Raw genomic sequence first — 18,911 nt, 5'->3', positions numbered from 1 at the left:
TGCTTTACTACCCAGCAACCTGGTCACGACCCTGATTTTTAGCGTTATACAAGGCTTCGTCTGCGGCTTTGAAAAGCTCTTCAACATTATCAAAAATACGGTTGCTGGTTGATATAACACCGGCACTGATGGTGATACGTTGCTCACCAACATCGGTTTCAAAAGCGTGCTCCCGAACCATACTTAACAACTGTTCAGCGAAAGTTCTCGCATCATCAAGGTCCGTTTCCGGCAGAATAATGGCAAACTCTTCACCGCCGTAGCGACAAACTACATCAGCGGCTCTTTTGGCGTGCTGATTCATTAAATCTGCTAACTGTTTTAAAATCTGATCGCCAACCAAGTGCCCATGGGTATCGTTAATGGGTTTAAAGTGATCAACATCTATCATCAGCAATGCCAGCGGAAGCTCTCTGCGCATTGTACGGCGTAGCTCCCGTTCTAAGTGCTGCTGGAAGTAACGATGGTTATAAAGACCTGTGAGTGGATCTTCCATGTTTTTCTGCTCAAGCTCACTATTGACGTCCTGCAACTCTCGCAGTGCAATTTGTAGCTCAAAGGTACGTTCTTCAACGTTTTCTTCAAGTTCTTGATTGTATTTTTGCTGTGCCGCCAGGCGCTCCTTGCGCTGTTCGTTATAGCGCACTGCCAGTACCCAGGACAGAAGTAAAATCTCAATACCCGAGCCAAGCATGATGGCATGGCGCTGAATGAACATACTGTCGATAACGCCTAAATAACCGAGCGAGTTAGCGATAACCGATAGCAATAGGCTGCACCAAGCCAATGTGAATATGCGCGCATAAAGAAAACCTTTACGCCATAAGTAAGCGCCCACTAACAGCAAGAAAAAGCAGCCCGGAGCCGCTAATATCAGCATTACATGAATACTAATACGGTAACTGGCGAATATCCCCACCACTAAACTGGCGGCGGACAAAAATGCCATAACCATCAACCCACGTCCCAGTGTATTTCGGTATCGTTTCAACTCTAATAACTGATACGCAAATAAGGCGGCGGTTAAAAATGTCAGGCTACCGAATATGGGTATGCCCTTATCCTGGAGATAAATAGACTCCGGCCAGAGGTAATGAAAACCCAGCCCTTCCAGAGATAACATCAGACCCGCGAAAAACACGGTATATAACGAGTACAGACCAAACTCCGGTTCACGTGACGCGACAAACCCGAACAGGTTATAAACCGCCATACACAGCAGAACGCCAAAGTAGATACCCTCGGCAATACGCCGATTCATTTGAGTTTCAAAGAAGCCAATGTTGGAGCGCACAGCAATTGGCAAGCGCATTGAGCTTTGGCTCGACGCACTCAGATACACAGTACCGCTGGTTCCTTTGGGAAGGGGAACAGCAAATTCAGACGTGGGAATTGGGCGTTCATGAAACGGTTTAGTATCGCCGAGCTTGTAAGTTTTTATACCTGCGTCGGTTTGTATATAAATATTTAGCTCATCGAGCAGCGGGTAAGCAATGTGCAGCACTCTGTCGATATTTGAGTCCTCTAACTGAAACCGGAACCAGTATTCATCCGTGGTATAACCAAAAGACGCTCTATTCGTTTCCAGCTCTGACCACAGATCGTCGTCGAGCAGCTTAACCTCGTCCAATGACAGCTTTTGCTCACTGTTTGTGTACTCGATATCTAAAGATGTCTCTGCTTTGGTCAGCAATTGGGCATGCGACGAAAACGCGACAGCCATACCGATGGCTAACAGCATCATCAGCAAAAAGTGTTTTGTCAGTCGTCGTGTTAAGCGCAATGCACGTTACCCTAAGTTAAATAACCGCTCGGCGTTATTCGTTGTTTGGCTCGCCAGAGCTTCTGCGGACATTCCCAATGCTTCGGCTACCGCTGCACCAATAACCGGTACATACTTCGGCTCATTCATTTTCGGACGAGGTTTAATACCTCTGGGCAGTAAAAATGGCGCATCCGTTTCCAGCACTAACCTGTCGAGCGGCATGCTCGGTAAAGCTGCCATTAACTCGCTGTTACGACGTTCATCGCAAATCCAGCCTGTTACACCAAACCAATGGCCTCTTGCCATATACCGCTCTAATTCAGCAGGACCACCTGTAAAACAATGCGTTAAACAGGTCGCATCATCATCGCAGTAGCGGTTCAACAATTCAATTTGTTTATCAATAGCGTCACGCTCGTGGAGGTACAACGGTAAGTTAAGCTCATTCGCTAACTTTATTTGCGCGACGAACACTTCTTCCTGAGTGTCTTGAGGCGAATAATTTCGGTTAAAGTCGAGCCCACACTCGCCAATAGCAACAACAGCTTTGTGCTCAGCAAGCGCTCTTAACTCATCAGCGAAACTCTCGGGGGCTTGCTCGGCGTCATGGGGATGAATGCCAGCAGTCATCACTAACTGTTGTGGGTATTGCTCACAAAGTTTTATCGCTTCTCGCGTTTCTTCGAGCGAGGTCGCTATAATCAGTTGCCTAGTCACACCGGCTTTTTCCGCAGCCTCCATCACTTCAGGCAACGCCTTCAATAACCGTTTGTTGGTTAAATTCACTCCTGCATCAAACCACATCGTTAAGCCTCATCAGCGGTTTCTTTATCGTTCGACTGAGACGGTGTATACCAACGGCTTATTTGCAAGCCCAGCTCAAACAGTAACCACATTGGAATAGCCAGTAAGGTTTGCGAAATAACGTCCGGAGGCGTTAACAACATGCCGACAGTAAACGCCCCGACAATAATGTAAGGCCGTTTGCGCGCCAAAGATTCGCGAGTACTGACACCACTCCATATCAACAACATAATGGCGACAGGTGTTTCAAAAGCAATGCCAAAAGCCATAAATATGGCCAACACAAAATCGAGATAACGGCTTATATCCGTTGCAACCGTAACGCCTTCGGGAGCCGCACCGGTAAAGAACGCCATAGCAATGGGTAAAACAACAAAATACGCAAAGGCTACACCAGCGTAAAACAGCAAGGTGCTGCTAATGAGCAACGGCACTACTAAACGTTTTTCTTTGCGATAGAGCCCCGGTGCAATAAAGGCCCAGAGCTGCCACAGCAAATAGGGAATGGCGAGTGCCAGTGCGACAACAAAGGTGAGTTTAAACGGCGTGAAAAACGGCGCTGCAACGTCAGTTGCTATCATTTGCGAGTCGCTGGGCAGCGCCACTAACAAGGGCTGAGCCAACAAGTTATAAAGGTCGTTCGCAAAATACGCCAGTGCCGCAAAGACAACCAGTACAGCTAACACCGACCGCAACAGCCGGTTGCGCAATTCCAGCAAGTGATTCAGTAACGGTGAGTCACTCATTCAGTATCCTTGCTTTTATCTGACGTGTTCGATGAATTAGAGTCGTCCGATTTTTTAGAATAAGGACGCTGAACGTCGGCGGCGGCATTTCTCAGCTCAACGAGCGAGCGTTGCAACTCGGGGCTAAGGTTTTCGAGATCCTGACTTTCGGCCTGCTTTAAGTGCTCATGCAACTCTTTAATACGAAGCTCGTGGTCAAGTTCACTTTGGACTTTTTGCGTGTATTGGCGCACGCCACTGAGCATACGCTGGAAACCACGAATGGCAGAGGGAAGCCGCTCGGGACCTAGCACCAGCAGCCCGACAATTGCTATCAGCAATAACTCCCAAAAGCCAATATCGAACATTTACGACTTTCCGGATGTGTCCGAGTCGTCATGTTGCTCTTTGTCCTGCAGCGACCCTTTTTTCTTATCTTTGCTGTCCTTGTCATCGGCTTCGTCGTTCATTGACTTTTTGAAGCCTTTTACGGCATTACCCAAGTCTGAGCCCATATTGCGCAAACGCTTGGTGCCAAACAGTAAAACAACAATAACGAGCAGAATCAGTAACTGCCAAGGTGATATACCCATGTGCTTTCCTATAATCGTTTTTAGTTAAATTCGCCGTTCGATGCTTTCGGCCGGCTTCGCCAGGCTATAACAGCTAACAATACTGTAATTATACCAGAGCCTATGGTTGGCGCCGACAATTCTGAGTCAGTCCATAATAACGTGGTACAAATGAGTCCACTGGCACTTAATAAGGTCCAGAAGGTTGACGTTGAGGCCTGTCGTTGCGCCCGGAACTGCGCTTCCCATCGACGGTCGTTCTGTTTGGGTTGAGTCTGATACTGACGCAGGCTCTCGTAAATCATGTTCGGTATTTCCGGCATTTTCTCCGCCCAGTAAGGCGCATTTTCTTTTACCGAGCGCACCACGGCACGCCAGCCGAGTTGCTCATTCATCCAGCGCTCAAGGAATGGCTTTGCTGTTTTCCACAAGTCGAGTTCCGGGTAGAGCTGACGCCCCAAGCCTTCAATGTAAAGCAACGTCTTTTGCAGGAGAACTAACTGCGGCTGCACTTCCATTTCAAACCGGCGGGCGGTATTGAACAAATTAATAAGCACATGCCCGAACGAAATTTCCGCCAGTGGCTTTTCGAAGATAGGCTCACAAACCGTGCGAATCGCCGATTCGAACTCTTCGATATTGGTGTGGCGGGGTACCCAACCGGAGTCAACATGCAGCTCAGCGACTTTACGATAGTCGCGATTAAAAAAGGCCAAAAAGTTTTCCGCCAAATAGCGTTTGTCGTCCCTGTTCAGGGTACCGACAATACCAAAATCGATGCCAATATAGCGTGGGTGCAACGGGTCGTCTTTGGCGACAAAAATATTGCCAGGATGCATGTCGGCGTGAAAGAAGCTGTCGCGGAATACTTGTGTAAAGAACACTTCAACACCGCGCTCGGCCAGCTTTTTCATATCGACACCACGGGCTCGCAGAGTATCAACATCGCTCACCGGTATGCCGTCAATGCGCTCCATCACCATTACGTTATGGCGGCTGTAGTCACTGTAAACCACCGGAATATAGAGCATGTCAGAGTTTTCAAAGTTACGCTTAAGCTGAATCGCATTGCCCGCTTCACGCAATAAGTCCAACTCGTCCAGCAATGTCTTACGGTATTCTTTAACCACTTCTTTGGGCTTTAGACGACGCCCGTCGGGCAGGTGTTTCGCCGCCACAGAAGCCAGTGTTTCCATCAGCTCAAGGTCGGCATGAATGGTTTCCCGAATGTCTGGCCTAATAACTTTAATGACCACATCGACAATCTCGTCCGCCTGTTTTAGCTGCGCGGTATGCACTTGAGCAATAGACGCTGACGCAAGCGGTGTCGTATCAAACCCAATAAAGCAATCATCAATGCTTTTTAAATTCAGCGACTTCTCAATGATTTTCTGCGCAGCTACACCGTCAAACGGAGGGACTTTGTCTTGCAATCGCGCCAGCTCAATAGCAATATCCGGCGGCAATAAGTCCCGGCGTGTCGAGAGCATTTGACCAAATTTAACCCAAACAGGCCCCAGCTGCTCCAACGCCAACCTTAAGCGAACGCCAGCCGGCTTGTCTTTGTGCTTATTGGGCATCCAAAATAGCGCATGACGACCCAGGCGTATCGTCCAGGGCAACCAACGAGCCGGAATTAAATCATCCAGCCCGTAAGTCAGTAAGGTTTTGGTGATTTTGTAAAAACGCCGAGTCCGCATTAGCTCTTCCTTTCCCCGAACTGCCTTTGCAGGCGCTCTACTTTTGCACGCAACTGCTGCATATTGTCTTTGAATTCATTAAATTCTTCGCGTGTCGGAAGCAATTGTTTCTCGTCCGTGACAACGCCTTTAAACCAACGCTTACTTTCTTCCAGTCGCTTTTCGACGTGGCTTCGGCTTTTGCGCCACAACGTCATTAACCAATGCGCTGGAGCATCTCCCAGGGTATTTGCCAACTCGCCTTCCCAGTCGACATCCAGCGACTTAAACAAGCCCACCAGTTGTTGTGCCAACATAGGATCGCCATCAATATCGAGCTGATCAGCCTTAATCAAACGCGTTAAATTGGCGGTATCCTGCAGTTCCGGCAAAACACCAAGCTCGGTGCTAATACAGCAGTCCACGTCATCGGAATCGGCTGTGCTAATGTAAATGCCTGCGTCATCAACACTGACAGTGGTCGTAAAAGGCAGTTCTTTGAGTTTCAGACGAATACGCTTGCCCGCCAACCGACGCAACCTTTCTGGGCTTTGTGCGTCTTTCTTTAGCAGTGTGTTTGCTAACTTCTCAAACAGAACCGTTGGCAATAGCGGCAATAACGTCATTAGAACTTATATCCTCTATGCAGAGCGACAACGCCGCCTGTCATATTTTGATAATCGACTTTTTCGTAACCGGCGGTTTCCATCATTGACTTCAATGTTTCCTGATCGGGGTGCATACGAATCGATTCGGCCAGGTACTGGTAGCTATCGGCGTCATTAGCAACGACTTGCCCCATTTTGGGCAATATATTAAACGAATAAAAGTCATACGCCTGGTTTAAGGTTGCTGATACGGGTTTAGAAAATTCAAGAATTAACAATCGTCCGCCAGGCTTTAATACACGCAGCATCGAGCGCAGCGCTTTGTCTTTATCAGTCACATTACGCAGACCAAAGGCAATAGTAATAATGTCAAAAGAATTGTCGTCAAACGGTAGCTCTTCGGCGTCGGCCTGCACATAGCGCACATTACCAACAACACCGCGGTCGCGCAGCTTGTCGCGGCCGACTTTTAACATAGCATCGTTAATATCGGCTAAAACCACTTCGCCTTCCGGGCCGACCCGACGTGAAAATTGCGCAGTTAAGTCGCCCGTACCACCCGCAATATCGAGCACTTTCATGCCTTTACGAACACCACTGCAATCTATCGTGTAGCGTTTCCATAACCGATGAATGCCAAACGACATTAAATCGTTCATGACATCGTATTTAGCCGCAACCGACTGAAACACGTTAGCGACCAGGCTTTTCTTTTCACTTCTGGCCACTTTTTGGTAGCCAAAATCTATCGAATCGTCTTTTCTATCGTTCATTCAAACTGTCCCGAACTCAATTTCCTGTAGTGTACTTGATGTTCACACTTGAGCATAGTGATCACGCCTTGGTAACCATCGTTCAATAAGTGCCTGTGCGCTTTGCGGGTACTCTCTTAATAAAGTTTCTGCAATACGCTGGGCTTCCGGAATAAGCGGTTCGTCACGTTCTAAATCCGCCACTTTTAAGGCTGCCAAACCGGTTTGCCGGTGACCGAGCAGCTCCCCCGGCCCACGAATTTCTAAATCGCGCTGGGCAATCACAAAGCCGTCGTTACTTTCACGCAAAACACCAAGCCTTTGCTGAGCCGTTTGCGACAACGGACTGTGATAAAGCAACACACAGTGACTGGCAACCGACCCTCGCCCAACTCGCCCACGCAATTGGTGCAATTGCGCTAACCCTAAACGCTCTGGGTTTTCAATAATCATAAGCGAGGCGTTTGGTACATCAACACCCACTTCAATAACCGTTGTCGCCACCAAAAGATCAACGTCGCCTGCTTTAAACGCCTGCATGACCTGCTCTTTTTGTTCATGCTTGAGGCGACCGTGCACTAACCCGATATTTAGCTCCGGCAGTTGCTCCTGAAGCTCGTTGGCGGTGTCTTCCGCTGCCTGACACTCCAACACGTCTGACTCTTCAATGAGTGTACACACCCAATACGCCTGCCGACCTTCGCTCTGACACACGTCTCGCACGCGCTCAACAACGTCCTGACGGCGCGTATCAGGCACTGCCACGGTTGTTACCGGGGTTCGCCCTGGCGGCAGTTCATCAATGATGGACGTGGCCAAATCGGCATAGGCTGTCATGGCCAGGGTTCTAGGTATTGGCGTTGCCGTCATAATTAATTGATGCGGATGCACACCCGCTTGCACGCCTTTCTCACGTAATTGTAACCGTTGATGCACCCCAAAACGATGCTGCTCGTCAATAATCACCAACGCCAGGTTTTTATATTCCACGTCGTTTTGGAACAGCGCATGCGTGCCCACCAACAAGTGAATATTGCCGGCTTTTAATTGCTCAAGTAGCTCGTTGCGGCGTTTACCTTTCGACTTACCACTTAACCATGCAACATTGACACCCAGCGGGCTTAACCACTGCTCGAACGTAATCGCATGCTGCTCTGAAAGCAGCTCCGTCGGTGCCATCAACGCCACTTGGTAGCCCGCTTCAATAGCGGCTAATGCGCTCAGCGCCGCAACCAGTGTTTTACCTGAGCCGACATCGCCTTGCACAAGCCGCATCATGGGGGCTCCCTGTGCCATATCACCAGTAATTTCACCCACGACACGCTGCTGTGCATTAGTCGGAGAAAACGGAAGCTGGCTTAAAAAGGGCTGAGTTAAACGCCCGGTTCCGGTGACTTTAAATCCGGCTTGCTGCTGTTTCGAGTGGCGCAGTTGCAGCATACTTAACTGATGAGCAATAAGTTCTTCCATTGCCAGCCGCTGCTGAGCAGGGTGTTCACCTTGTTCAAGCGCTTGCAGAGACACATCTGTCGGAGGCTTGTGGAGCGTTAAGATCGCTTGTTCCAAGGACAGGTGATGCGGTTGTAACGCATTGGGAAGTAGTTCGGGTAAGGCGCCCGGTGTTAAGTAACTCAGTGCTTGTTCGATGACCTTTCTTAGCAAGCCTTGAGTAACACCTTCAGTCATGGGGTATACCGGTGTCAGCGTATCTTCGGTGGGCGTAGCCTCGTCGCCCCGCATCACCTTGTATTCCGGGTGAATCATCTCCCAGCCGGTCATCCCCCGGCGCACTTCACCAAATGCCAGAATTTTTGTGCCGGCTGCAAATTGCTTTAATTGAGCGGCACTGAATTGAAAGAACCGCAACGTAATACTGCCGGTGTCATCAGACGCCTGGCATATCAACATACGACGCCGGCCATATTTAATGTCGGCATGGCGCACAGTAACCAGCACATTCGTCGACAGTCCTTGTCGCAACTGAGCGACAGATTCAATACGGGTGCGATCTTCGTAACGAAGCGGCAGGTGCAATAACGCGTCACTGACAGACTCAAGCCCGAGCTTTTTCAGCTTAACCGCTACTTTGTCTCCAACTCCTTTTAGCACCGTTAATGGAATTCGGTGCAGCCCGTTTTCCGGCACAATGCCCCCCTTACCGTTTTTCCCGCATAGCTTGCCACCAACTGTCGTTCGCAATAATTTGCCCACCATCGTCAAGTTCGGGGTAGTCAATGCCTTTGCGTTTACACGCCTTCGCATAAATAGGGTGCCCGCCTTCAAAAAGCACTCGGTGACGCTCTTGCGCACTAATTTGAGGCGACTGATACATACCGGCTAGTTCACGCTGGCGTTGTGCTTCATAAAACATCACCGCACCCGCTACTGACACATTCAGCGACTGCACCATACCGATCATGGGTATCATCACATGGTGGTCGGCCTGCGCCAACGCCTGCTCAGTCACCCCGTACTTCTCCTGCCCCAGCAAAATAGCTGTCGGCTTGGTGTAATCAATGTCCCTGAAGTCGACCGAGTGCTCTGATAAATGCGTAACCACAACTTGCATATCCTGCTCACGGACTGTGCTAATAGCATCATCCATCGACTTATGATTATGAATTTTCACCCAGTTCTGACTGCCAAGCGCTGTACCACCTGACAATCGCGCCTTTTTGGTCAGCCATACAGCATGCATTTCATGCACACCAACCGCATCGGCAGAGCGTACTACCGCCGACAAATTATGGTTTTTATGAACGTTCTCCATAATGACCGTTAAGTCAGGCTGGCGTTTATCGAGCATTTGGTTAATTCTTAAATAGCGTTCAGGACTCATTGCATTTTTTCAAAAAAGAACTAATTATTAGCAGTATACCTGAGTCGATGAATCAGTCCTAACCGAAAACAACAGCTCACAATCAGGACAATAAATGTCTTATTCGTACATTGCCAGACAACCTATTTTAACTCGCGACCAGAAAGTTTACGGGTATGAGTTATTGTTTCGCGACAGCGAGGCGAACAGCTTTCCGAATATTGACCCTAACGAAGCAACATCAAAGTTATTACTCGAGCAACATTTGCTGGGTGACATTCAAACATTGTGTATGGGTAAGCAGGCATTTATTAATTTTCATGCGCAAACCTTGCTGAATGACTTCCCGTCATTTTTAAACGCCCGAACGGTTTGGGTGGAGCTGCTTGAAACTGTCGGTGTCGACGAGCCTTTGTTGAAAGCCTGCAGCTCCGCCAAGTCAAAAGGTTACCGAATTGCACTCGATGACCACGACTTCGATAACCAGTGGGAACCCGTCATTCCCATGATCAATATGGTGAAAATTGATATTCAGGAGCAGGGGCTAGCTCTGGGTGAAAAAATTAAGTATTTCAAAGAACAAGGTGTTCCTTTACTCGCTGAGCGCGTCGAAACGCGAGAAGAGTTTGAGCAGTGCCTGGAGTTAGGTTTTGATTACTTTCAAGGCTTCTTTTTTGAACAGCCTCAAGTGCTTCAACGAAAATCTCTGTCACCGAATCGACTGAGTATGCTAACGCTGTTAAAAGAGACTCATAAAGAAGAGATTGATTTAAAAGCGTTACGAAAAATTATCGAGCAGGACTTGTCGCTCACCTACAGCCTGCTAAAACTGGTCAACAGTGCGTTGCACGGCGGCCGCAAGAAAATTGAAACCATTCAGCATGCGCTGGCTTACCTTGGAACCAACGAAATAAAACGCTTTATTACCTTAGTTGTACTGGCCAACGTCGCCGCGGGTGAACCCGAAGAGCTCACCATTAAGTCGATAACCCGGGCCCGATTTATGGAGCTTATTAGCGCAGAGATTCTCAGCGAAAAATATCACTCTGCCGCATTTCTAACAGGCATGCTTTCCCTGTTAGATGTAATTTTGGGAGTGTCTATGGAAGACATTTTAAAGCAGCTCCCCGTATCAAAAGACATTGAAAGGGCTTTGATAAAACGTGAAGGTGCCTGGGGCTTCTTACTGGAAATGACCGAGCTTTATGAACGCGGTAAATGGGACAAACTGGAAAAGCACCCGTTAAAACAAAAAATGAACGGCACCAACGTCGGGCAATTGTATATCGATGCCAGCCAGTGGTGTCGTCTAGCAATCAGTTAAGCGACCCATTTCTCGTCTTTAGTAAAGGCGACCGTCAACCACCAGCGATACCCTAGCTTTATAATTTGACTGTGTATTTTTTCGCGAATGGCATCCTGTCGTAAAACCGTGACAGAGAAGTCGTCGTGCCTAACAATAAAGTCAATTTCCAAAAATACAGTGCGACCTACTTTTTGAATGCGAACCACACTCGAGTCGAAGTTATTTTCGCTCTCGACCTCTTCCACAATACGGTTTAACTGCTTAACTAACTTCCCTTTCGGTTGAAAACCAATGAGCTCCTTAGCACTTTGAATTAACCCTTTTAAGGGGGTTGCAATGAACGCCAGAGAGGCCACCAGTACGAGCGTCGGGTCAATATATGGCACCCACTCTTCCATCGACGCACGCATGAGTACTAGCGCACCAACGAAGCCGATAAATATGCCCGTCGACAAAATGGTATCGAGAAACCATTCGTAAGATTCGGAGCGCACTAAGTCTGACTCCAAATTGGCCGACGCTTTTTTGAAGTAGACATAGACGCCAGCGCAAACGACAGAGGATATGAGCGAGTATATCAAGGCAACGTCGATATTTACGTCACTGCCGCCAGCAGCAATATCAAAGGCGGCGGCAAAGGCTGAATAAACACACAAGACAATTAAGGTGAGGTACTTAACACCGACTAAAAAAGGCTCGATGGCGCTTTTGCCGTAAGGAAAAGACACACTGTCGTCGGCATTGACATTTTTAGCAGCAATGAGCGACAAATAGGACAGTAGTAAGCTAATACCTGAGTAGAGACCGTCAAAAAGCACGACGGAAGAGCCGGTTAACAGTCCAACCACAATGCCTGAAACAGTAAACAGTAGCGATGCCAGTACCGATAACGATAGCAGTTGGGACTCTAGCTCCGGGTCGAGCTTTTTAATGAACATTAAATGTCCTTACGATAAAAGTTAGCCGATATATTGTTCATACCAAACAGCTCGCAAAGCCTTCGGCCTTCATCCGAGTAGGCCTCCGCAAAGATCCCTTCAGCCTGCTGAGTGTCTTTTAAATACTGATTCAGAAGACGATAGCCTTGTCGTATCAGTTTCAGTGCAACCGTACTGTTTCGCAAGGATTTTTTTACCACAACCGCACTGATATAAACATAATGTGACGTTGTTTTAGCGTCCTTCTCTGAAACGACGGTAAACTCGGTTTCTGCGCACTTTCCCTCTAAAAACGCCATTGCTTCATCTGTTTTTACGCGCATGGCGGAAATGTGTGCTACTACTTCCTCTAGACTCATTGCGCATACAAATAAATCCATATTGTGATAACGGTGTGATGCCCAATAACTAGTTTCGCCTCGACTCTGAATATAATCAGTTATATCACACTCTGATAAATCAACGGTTTTAGAGACTATACACTCAACTGAATAACCCATTTCAAGCAAGCTGTCATAAGTGTATAAACTTATTGGCTTTGTCCCCAGTAGATTTGGCTCGAGCACTACAAGTTCCTTTTGGTTATCCGCTTCGTTAACTTTCGTAACCTAACAATCATAAGAACGACTAAAAATAAAAGCACACTGACACTTACAGCTGCAACACCTGAGTATATCAGCGGCATTTCTATAGCCTTTTTTTGCAGAACTGACTGCGTCAAAACAAACAGAATAGGAATCACTTCAAAAAAGAAAACAATAACCGCTATATAGTTTAATGTTTTCGTTTCTTTTTCAGCTTGAACTGCATTTGACAGACTCACCCTCTGTTCTAGAAAGGATTGATTCTTACGATAAACATCCAAAGCCCTATCAATATCAAATTTTTCCGAAAGCTTGTCTGCCAATTGCTGAGCTGAAGGGTATAGAAAAATATCTAAGTCCCAAAATAGAATTACAGACTTGAAGTCATGCATTAGGTCTTTGATGTCTGACAAATCGAGTTTCTCGTCGTTCTGTATAGAGCTTACGACTTTTAAATTGACTCGTTTAATCGACGCTTCTCTAAACATCAAAACCTCAATAATAAAGTTCAACATTAAGTCACGGCCAATTGCTCTTCGACCTTTCCCGCTTAGCTCTGGGTCATCCTTATCTAACATCTCATCATGCCTAAGCACAGCAACTTTACTCGCGAAAATCTGGCTGCTGTTATAAACGGCAATATTTTCATTCCAAGAGCCTTCTCCAAAATTTGAAGTAAGCCCAGCAAATTCCATCGAACTCGACTCATACGTCTCACTTGCGAATATCGAAGGTTTCAATTTATCGGAAATCGCACAACCCGTACTAAGACATACTCTCGCTTTACCCGATACATTAAGCGCAAATTTTTCTTTCAAGTAACTGTAAAAGTCCTCGCAAAGAGTTTCGTTCGTTTTTATTTTTAACCCTTCCCTAGAAACCATATCTAGTAGCTGGGTAATCGGATGGCCTCTAACCTCAAAAACCACCGTCAAAATACAAAGGCCAGTCAGTTCGTTATGAGTGAAATAAACATCCCCAAAAGCCTGCTCATAATTCTCGTGACCATTCTCACGAAAGAAGTTAAACGGATAACTGCCAAGTGATCCCCGAGAAAATTTATTCCAGCTTCGGTTAGAAACTTCCACTGAAAACCTGTCGGCAATCTCACTGACATACGAATCTTTTTCAACTTCACTACCTTTTAGCTCTTTACCGTCCAAATAACAGGGGATAAACACATACGCCCGGCCAAAAAACTGATCCATAAACGCCTCCTTTTGCAAAAATATACCACTGTGGTCACAATCAATGCATTACTTTCGTGTTGCAGAAAAAGTGTTGCACAAAAACCAATGGACGGATAAGCTTCTGGACGTCCAAATAAAAATAAAGGGTAGTTTATGACAGATTCGTCGCCGCAGCCGGCAAGCGCAAAAGCACTCCTGCCTTTGGCGTTATTCCTCGTGCTATTTTTAGGCACCGGCCTGTACTTCCAAAACGAAGGGGTCGAGTACGCCTTTTATCAGCTACCAAGTCCTGTCGCCATTTTGCCCGCTATTGTGCTGGGCATACTACTGAGTAAGCAGGCCTTTGAAGAGAGAATTAACACCTTCGTTGCCGGTGTCGGTGACAATAACATCATTACCATGTGTGTTATCTACCTTCTTGCGGGTGCGTTTAGCACAGTTGCAGAAGCGACCGGAGGCGTGGATGCTATGGTGGCACTCGGGCTCAGCATTATTCCGGCGGCGTTTCTCCTACCCGGGCTGTTTATTATTGCCGGGGTTATTTCAACAGCAATGGGGACGTCAATGGGAACCCTGGCTGCCTTAGCTCCGGTAGTACTGGGTATTGGTGAGGCCACCGATATCAGTTTGCCGCTGCTCGCCGGTGTACTAGTGAGTGGTGCGATGTTTGGTGACAACCTGTCAATTATCTCGGACACCACCATTGCCGCAACACGCACGCAAGGCTGTACGATGCGCGACAAGTTCCGTGCAAACCTAAAAATTGCAATACCAGCGGCTATTGTCACTATTTTGTGGTTAGTAACTTACGACACCAGCGAAGCACCTCTGAAAATTCCTGATGCCAACCTTTGGCTCTCACTGCCTTACTTCGCGATCATCGTACTGGCGGTTATGGGGTTGAACGTCTTTGCTGTACTCGGGCTGGGAATTGTCCTGGCAGCCGCTTTTGGCATGTTCACGGTGGACTACCAGTGGGTTGCCTTTAGTCAGGACATTTATAAAGGCTTTGAAAGCATGCAGGAAATTTTCTTACTATCATTGCTTATTGGGGGGCTATCTGCGCTTATTCGCCAGCAGGGTGGTTTAGCGTTCCTGGCTCAATTTGTTGAAGCTGCTGCGAATAAAGTCAGCAAGCACAAACAACGTGCCTCAGCCATCGGCATCGCCGGTTTAACGGCATTGACTAACCTCTGTGTTGCCAACAATACAGTCAGTATTCTCCTGGCGGGTGAAGTCAGTAAGCGGTTGGCAAAAATTGGTAATTTAGCGCCACGTCAAAGCGCCAGCCTACTGGATATTTTTGCTTGTGTTGTGCAAGGTGCCTTGCCCTACGGAGCGCAAGCTTTATTAATGGGGGCAAGCTTCAAGATATCGCCGTTGTCGGTGAGTATTCACACCGGTTACTGCTTTATTCTCGCAACAGTGGCTATTGCTATTATTATTTGGCGCCGCCCGCTGGAAGACAGAGAGCCGGCGCCAGAGTCGGTGTAAGCCTAACTTAGTTAGTACTCGGCAACTCTAAAATGCCGTCTATCTCAATCTGTGCGCCTTTTGGCAATTGCTTCACGCCAATAGCTGCACGGGCTGGGTAAGGTTCTTTGAAGAACTTCGCCATCACTTCATTCACAATAGCGAACTCGCCCAAATCGGTTAAGTAAATTTGCAACTTAACCATGTCCTGCAGTTCGCCACCGGCAGCTTCACAGACAGCGGTCAGGTTTTTAAAAACTTGCTCCGCTTGTGCAGTGAAGTCTTCGCTAACCAGCTCCATAGTTTCCGGTACCAATGGAATTTGCCCAGACAGGTACACAGTTGTTCCAATTTTTACCGCCTGCGAATAAGTGCCAATAGCAGCAGGTGCGTTATCGGTAGAAATAATGACTTTTGACATACTACTTCCTTAAGCGCGTCACGCGCTGAACATCCGGCATTTTACGAATATGACGTATCACATCCGCTAAATGTTTCCGGTTTCTTATCGTTAATGCGACATCGATAAAGTAAATATTGGCGTCAATTTCTTCTGTTTTCAGTCCGTCAATATTACAACCGGTGGTCGCTATTGAAGAAGTTAACCGGGCTAAAACGCCTTGGTGGTTAATAATTTCGATTCTAATTTCAGAAATAAATTCCGCTTCTGGTTTGTTATCCCACTCAACAGGGAAGTAACGTCCCGGATCATCCTCATGACCGCGCACGTTTTTACACTCGCGACGATGAATAACCAAGCCCTTGCCGGGGCTGACATGAGCAATAATATCGTCACCTGGGATAGGTCGACAGCATTTAGCAAAGCTAACCAATAAGCCTTCCGCCCCTTTAATTGACAGGCTTTTTTCAGAAGCATTCTCGTCTTTTAATGGCTGTAACTCGCCTAACAGACGCTTCGCTATGGCTATGGACATTAAATTGCCCAAACCAATTTGCTTCAGTAGCTCTTCTTTCGACGCCACTTTAGTATCTTTCAGAACGCGCTCAAATTCAGACTCAGGAATATCATCATAACTGACAGGTCCAAGTGCTGAGCGAAGTAAGCGCTCACCCAGCTGTTGGGCTTCGTCCGCTTCCTGGCTTTTCAAATACTGACGTATTTTCGCACGAGCTTTGCCCGTTACCACAAAATTCAGCCAGGCAATATTCGGGCGCGAATTTGGTGCCGTTTTTATTTCCACCGTTTGTCCGGTTTCCAGTGGTTTGCTCAGCGAGTAAGCACGATGATTGACTCGCGCGCCAATGCAGGTATTGCCAATGTCGGTATGCACTGCGTAGGCAAAGTCGACTGCTGTCGCTCCCTGCGGAAGCTCGGTAATACGCCCGTCCGGGCTGAATACATAAATTTCTTCCGGGAATAAGTCCGACTTAACACTTTCAATAAATTCGAATGAGTTCCCCGCACTTTGCTGCAGTTCCAGTAGGCTCTGCATCCACTTGCGAGCCCGCACCTGTGCGGTGGTGCCGGAGTCATCAGTTTTCTTATACATCCAATGAGCAGCAACCCCACGGTCAGCCATCAAGTCCATTTCTTCGGTACGAATTTGGATTTCGACAGGTACACCATGCGGACCTTTTAATGAGGTATGCAATGACTGATAACCGTTCGACTTAGGGATGGCAATATAATCTTTAAAGCGTGTCTCGATAGGTTTGTACAGATTATGCAGCGCCCCTAAAACGCGGTAGCAAGTATCAACACTGTCAACAATGACGCGAAACGCATAAATATCCATGACCTGCTCAAATTTGAGCTCTTTGGTCTGCATTTTTCGATAAATGCTGTGCAGATGCTTTTCGCGGCCCAGCACTCGGGCACTGATATTATTCCCTTCCAGGCGAGAGCTTATCTCGCTTTTTACCCGATCCGTAAATTCACGACGGTTACCCCGCGCTTTTTTAACTTCAGACTCAAGCAGTCGAGCGCGCCATGGGTAAAGCGCCCAAAAGCCTAAATGCTCAAGCTCATTTTTAATGTCGTGAATGCCCAGCCGGTGAGCCAGTGGCGCGTATATTTCTAAGGTTTCTCGCGCAATGCGGCGACGCTTGTCCGGACGCAGGTGCTCAATGGTACGCATGTTGTGCGTTCTGTCCGCGAGTTTTATCAAAACCACGCGAATGTCCTGCACCATTGCCATTATCATTTTGCGATAGTTTTCCGCTTGCGCCTCTTCTTTGGAGTTAAATTGCAGTTTGTCGAGCTTAGAAACCCCTTCTACAAGACTGGCAACGGTTGAGCCAAATTGCTCGGCAAGATCTTCCTGACTGGTTTCGGTATCTTCTATAACGTCGTGCAACAACGCCGCCATAATAGTTTCACAGTCTAACCGCATATCGGCCAGTAAGCTGGCTACTGCCACAGGATGGGTAATATAAGGTTCACCACTACTGCGCTTCTGTGTGCTGTGAGCATCATTAGCCACGACAAAGGCTTCCGCCACTCTGTCCACCTGATCGGACGGCAGATACTCGCTAATTTGCGCTTTTAAACCTTCAAATAGGTACACCGAGAACTCCCCAGTTAAGACTGGACAATGGATATACTTTCAGAATAAGGGGATTTGCGAGATTTGCCAACGGTATTGATACCGTTGGCGAACTGATATCTGTTATTCAATGCCACGCAAAGCGTCAACAGCACGCAGCTCTTCTGCGTCTTGCTCTTGCTGAGCGGCTTGCTCTTCTACGTCTAAACGTGCGCTGTCAATTAAGCCATGCTCAATTTCACGCAACGCAATCACGGTTGGCTTTTCATTTTTGGTTTCAACGAGAGGCTCTTTTCCATTAGCAATTTGACGCGCACGGCGTGACGCTAACAAAATTAAATCAAAACGGTTACCTACACGGTCTACAGCATCTTCTACGGTTACGCGAGCCATGGTTTACTTACTCCCACTAAAACTTGAGTGACATTTTTCGAAAGGCTAAGAATTATACGGAATTCAGTCGGACGATCCAAGTAATTCCTTCAATACCTGCGAATATCTTACTTGCTGGTGCGGCATTTTGTGGCGTTGTGCCATAACAATGTGCTCCAACGCATTTAACGAGTCATTAAAATCGTCGTTCACCAGCAGGTAATCGAACTCATGATAATGCGACATTTCTGCCTGGGCTTTCGCCATACGCTTCGCTATAACCTCTTCAGAGTCTTGTCCTCGTGCTCGCAAACGCTGCTCTAAAATAGCCAAGCTTGGCGGTACAATGAAAATAGAGCGCACATCGGGGTAATGTTCGCGGACTTGCTGCGCTCCCTGCCAGTCAATATCTAAAAAGACATCTTTGCCTTCAGCCAGAAGCGATTCGACCACTTTACGAGAAGTGCCGTAGTAGTTATCAAACACCTTAGCCCATTCATAAAACTCGCCCGCTGCTATGCGCTGTTCAAACTCATCAACCTTTAGAAAGTGATAGTGTACACCGTCAACTTCTCCGGGTCTGGGGGCTCGTGTGGTTGACGATACAGACACTTGCATGGAGTCGTCGGCGTACTTGTCCAACAAGGCTTTTATTAAACTCGATTTGCCTGCACCACTCGGAGCAGCAACAATAAATAAATTCCCTGGCGCCGTAGATGCGGTCATAACGGGTACTCTTTCTAAGAAAAGGATAGCGACTGTTGGCGCCAAAGAATAACACGGTTTCACACAACGATAAAAATTCAGTAAAGTAAGGT

Annotated in this window: 19 protein-coding genes; 2 read left to right on the top strand and 17 right to left on the bottom strand. The window is 47.4% G+C overall.

The genetic code is table 11. From position 1 onward, the window contains the following. Positions 1–7 precede the first annotated feature (7 nt). Genes BLT32_RS06935 through trmH form a run of 10 tightly spaced genes read right to left on the bottom strand, consistent with a single transcriptional unit; the run spans position 8 to position 9,744 of the window. Positions 8–1,783, bottom strand: a complete 1,776-nt coding sequence (locus BLT32_RS06935; RefSeq protein ID WP_235443965.1) for a sensor domain-containing diguanylate cyclase — start codon at positions 1,781–1,783, stop codon at positions 8–10. A 6-nt stretch (positions 1,784–1,789) separates the two neighbouring features. Then, a complete protein-coding gene (locus BLT32_RS06930; RefSeq protein ID WP_053953290.1) occupies positions 1,790–2,569 on the bottom strand; it encodes a TatD family hydrolase in 780 nt (259 codons plus the stop codon). A gap of 2 nt (positions 2,570–2,571) precedes the next feature. Then, on the bottom strand, positions 2,572–3,315 hold the full coding sequence (tatC, locus tag BLT32_RS06925) for a twin-arginine translocase subunit TatC (protein ID WP_053953291.1): 744 nt from the start codon (positions 3,313–3,315) through the stop codon (positions 2,572–2,574). Continuing rightward, positions 3,312–3,662: a Sec-independent protein translocase protein TatB gene (tatB, locus tag BLT32_RS06920; protein ID WP_053953292.1), complete on the bottom strand. Its 351-nt coding sequence runs from the start codon at positions 3,660–3,662 to the stop codon at positions 3,312–3,314. Before tatB ends, tatC begins: the two co-directional genes overlap by 4 nt. Then, positions 3,663–3,887: a Sec-independent protein translocase subunit TatA gene (tatA, locus tag BLT32_RS06915; RefSeq protein ID WP_053953293.1), complete on the bottom strand. Its 225-nt coding sequence runs from the start codon at positions 3,885–3,887 to the stop codon at positions 3,663–3,665. A gap of 20 nt (positions 3,888–3,907) precedes the next feature. Then, positions 3,908–5,566, bottom strand: a complete 1,659-nt coding sequence (ubiB, locus tag BLT32_RS06910) for a ubiquinone biosynthesis regulatory protein kinase UbiB (protein WP_053953294.1) — start codon at positions 5,564–5,566, stop codon at positions 3,908–3,910. After that, positions 5,566–6,171, bottom strand: coding sequence for a ubiquinone biosynthesis accessory factor UbiJ (locus BLT32_RS06905; RefSeq protein ID WP_053953295.1), 606 nt, complete (start codon positions 6,169–6,171; stop codon positions 5,566–5,568). The genes ubiB and BLT32_RS06905 overlap by 1 nt, the downstream gene beginning before the upstream one ends. Beyond that, positions 6,171–6,926, bottom strand: a complete 756-nt coding sequence (gene ubiE, locus BLT32_RS06900) for a bifunctional demethylmenaquinone methyltransferase/2-methoxy-6-polyprenyl-1,4-benzoquinol methylase UbiE (protein WP_053953296.1) — start codon at positions 6,924–6,926, stop codon at positions 6,171–6,173. Before ubiE ends, BLT32_RS06905 begins: the two co-directional genes overlap by 1 nt. A 42-nt stretch (positions 6,927–6,968) precedes the next feature. After that, positions 6,969–9,050, bottom strand: coding sequence for an ATP-dependent DNA helicase RecG (gene recG / locus BLT32_RS06895; protein WP_053953297.1), 2,082 nt, complete (start codon positions 9,048–9,050; stop codon positions 6,969–6,971). Between the two features lie 10 nt (positions 9,051–9,060). Continuing rightward, the gene (gene trmH / locus BLT32_RS06890; RefSeq protein WP_053953298.1) at positions 9,061–9,744 is read right to left on the bottom strand and encodes a tRNA (guanosine(18)-2'-O)-methyltransferase TrmH; all 684 of its coding nucleotides are present in this window, start codon (positions 9,742–9,744) and stop codon (positions 9,061–9,063) included. Positions 9,745–9,838: 94 nt separating this feature from the next. On the opposite strand from trmH, the gene BLT32_RS06885 reads away from it, so the two are divergent. Beyond that, a complete protein-coding gene (locus BLT32_RS06885) occupies positions 9,839–11,047 on the top strand; it encodes an EAL and HDOD domain-containing protein (RefSeq protein WP_053953299.1) in 1,209 nt (402 codons plus the stop codon). Here the strand turns inward: BLT32_RS06885 and BLT32_RS06880 are convergent. From BLT32_RS06880 to BLT32_RS06870, 3 genes are all read right to left on the bottom strand, one after another. Beyond that, positions 11,044–11,967 (bottom strand): cation diffusion facilitator family transporter, encoded by a 924-nt coding sequence (locus tag BLT32_RS06880; protein ID WP_053953300.1) that lies wholly within the window; start codon positions 11,965–11,967, stop codon positions 11,044–11,046. The two genes, BLT32_RS06885 and BLT32_RS06880, sit on opposite strands and share 4 nt — an antisense overlap. Further along, on the bottom strand, positions 11,967–12,326 hold the full coding sequence (locus tag BLT32_RS12830) for a hypothetical protein (RefSeq protein WP_143020946.1): 360 nt from the start codon (positions 12,324–12,326) through the stop codon (positions 11,967–11,969). The genes BLT32_RS06880 and BLT32_RS12830 overlap by 1 nt, the downstream gene beginning before the upstream one ends. Before the next feature lie 206 nt (positions 12,327–12,532). Continuing rightward, entirely contained in the window at positions 12,533–13,759 is a 1,227-nt protein-coding gene (locus BLT32_RS06870) for a hypothetical protein (protein ID WP_053953302.1), read from the bottom strand. Between the two features lie 135 nt (positions 13,760–13,894). On the opposite strand from BLT32_RS06870, the gene BLT32_RS06865 reads away from it, so the two are divergent. Continuing rightward, positions 13,895–15,235: a Na+/H+ antiporter NhaC family protein gene (locus tag BLT32_RS06865; protein ID WP_053953303.1), complete on the top strand. Its 1,341-nt coding sequence runs from the start codon at positions 13,895–13,897 to the stop codon at positions 15,233–15,235. A gap of 7 nt (positions 15,236–15,242) precedes the next feature. Here BLT32_RS06865 and BLT32_RS06860 read toward each other — a convergent pair whose 3' ends face one another. The 4 genes from BLT32_RS06860 to gmk form a co-directional block, all read right to left on the bottom strand. Next, the gene (locus tag BLT32_RS06860) at positions 15,243–15,635 is read right to left on the bottom strand and encodes a RidA family protein (RefSeq protein ID WP_053953304.1); all 393 of its coding nucleotides are present in this window, start codon (positions 15,633–15,635) and stop codon (positions 15,243–15,245) included. A 1-nt stretch (position 15,636) separates the two neighbouring features. Continuing rightward, complete coding sequence (gene spoT, locus BLT32_RS06855) at positions 15,637–17,742, bottom strand: bifunctional GTP diphosphokinase/guanosine-3',5'-bis pyrophosphate 3'-pyrophosphohydrolase (protein WP_053953305.1); 2,106 nt, start codon at positions 17,740–17,742, stop codon at positions 15,637–15,639. Between the two features lie 102 nt (positions 17,743–17,844). Continuing rightward, positions 17,845–18,114: a DNA-directed RNA polymerase subunit omega gene (rpoZ, locus tag BLT32_RS06850; protein ID WP_053953306.1), complete on the bottom strand. Its 270-nt coding sequence runs from the start codon at positions 18,112–18,114 to the stop codon at positions 17,845–17,847. Between the two features lie 63 nt (positions 18,115–18,177). Further along, on the bottom strand, positions 18,178–18,819 hold the full coding sequence (gene gmk, locus BLT32_RS06845) for a guanylate kinase (RefSeq protein ID WP_053953307.1): 642 nt from the start codon (positions 18,817–18,819) through the stop codon (positions 18,178–18,180). Positions 18,820–18,911 lie beyond the last annotated feature (92 nt).

The organism is Idiomarina zobellii, assembly GCF_900100855.1.
Classification (GTDB): Bacteria; Pseudomonadota; Gammaproteobacteria; order Enterobacterales; family Alteromonadaceae; genus Idiomarina; species Idiomarina zobellii.
This window is presented reverse-complemented; position numbering and strand designations above follow the sequence as displayed.

Coding starts and splice junctions, on each gene's coding strand:
- BLT32_RS06930 (WP_053953290.1), bottom strand. CDS start 2,569: ATGTGGTTTGATGCAGGAGTGAATTTAACCAACAAACGGTTATTGAAG.
- tatC (WP_053953291.1), bottom strand. CDS start 3,315: ATGAGTGACTCACCGTTACTGAATCACTTGCTGGAATTGCGCAACCGG.
- tatB (WP_053953292.1), bottom strand. CDS start 3,662: ATGTTCGATATTGGCTTTTGGGAGTTATTGCTGATAGCAATTGTCGGG.
- tatA (WP_053953293.1), bottom strand. CDS start 3,887: ATGGGTATATCACCTTGGCAGTTACTGATTCTGCTCGTTATTGTTGTT.
- ubiB (WP_053953294.1), bottom strand. CDS start 5,566: ATGCGGACTCGGCGTTTTTACAAAATCACCAAAACCTTACTGACTTAC.
- BLT32_RS06905 (WP_053953295.1), bottom strand. CDS start 6,171: ATGACGTTATTGCCGCTATTGCCAACGGTTCTGTTTGAGAAGTTAGCA.
- ubiE (WP_053953296.1), bottom strand. CDS start 6,926: ATGAACGATAGAAAAGACGATTCGATAGATTTTGGCTACCAAAAAGTG.
- trmH (WP_053953298.1), bottom strand. CDS start 9,744: ATGAGTCCTGAACGCTATTTAAGAATTAACCAAATGCTCGATAAACGC.
- BLT32_RS06885 (WP_053953299.1), top strand. CDS start 9,839: ATGTCTTATTCGTACATTGCCAGACAACCTATTTTAACTCGCGACCAG.
- BLT32_RS06880 (WP_053953300.1), bottom strand. CDS start 11,967: ATGTTCATTAAAAAGCTCGACCCGGAGCTAGAGTCCCAACTGCTATCG.
- BLT32_RS12830 (WP_143020946.1), bottom strand. CDS start 12,326: ATGAGTCTAGAGGAAGTAGTAGCACACATTTCCGCCATGCGCGTAAAA.
- BLT32_RS06870 (WP_053953302.1), bottom strand. CDS start 13,759: ATGGATCAGTTTTTTGGCCGGGCGTATGTGTTTATCCCCTGTTATTTG.
- BLT32_RS06865 (WP_053953303.1), top strand. CDS start 13,895: ATGACAGATTCGTCGCCGCAGCCGGCAAGCGCAAAAGCACTCCTGCCT.
- BLT32_RS06860 (WP_053953304.1), bottom strand. CDS start 15,635: ATGTCAAAAGTCATTATTTCTACCGATAACGCACCTGCTGCTATTGGC.
- rpoZ (WP_053953306.1), bottom strand. CDS start 18,114: ATGGCTCGCGTAACCGTAGAAGATGCTGTAGACCGTGTAGGTAACCGT.
- gmk (WP_053953307.1), bottom strand. CDS start 18,819: ATGACCGCATCTACGGCGCCAGGGAATTTATTTATTGTTGCTGCTCCG.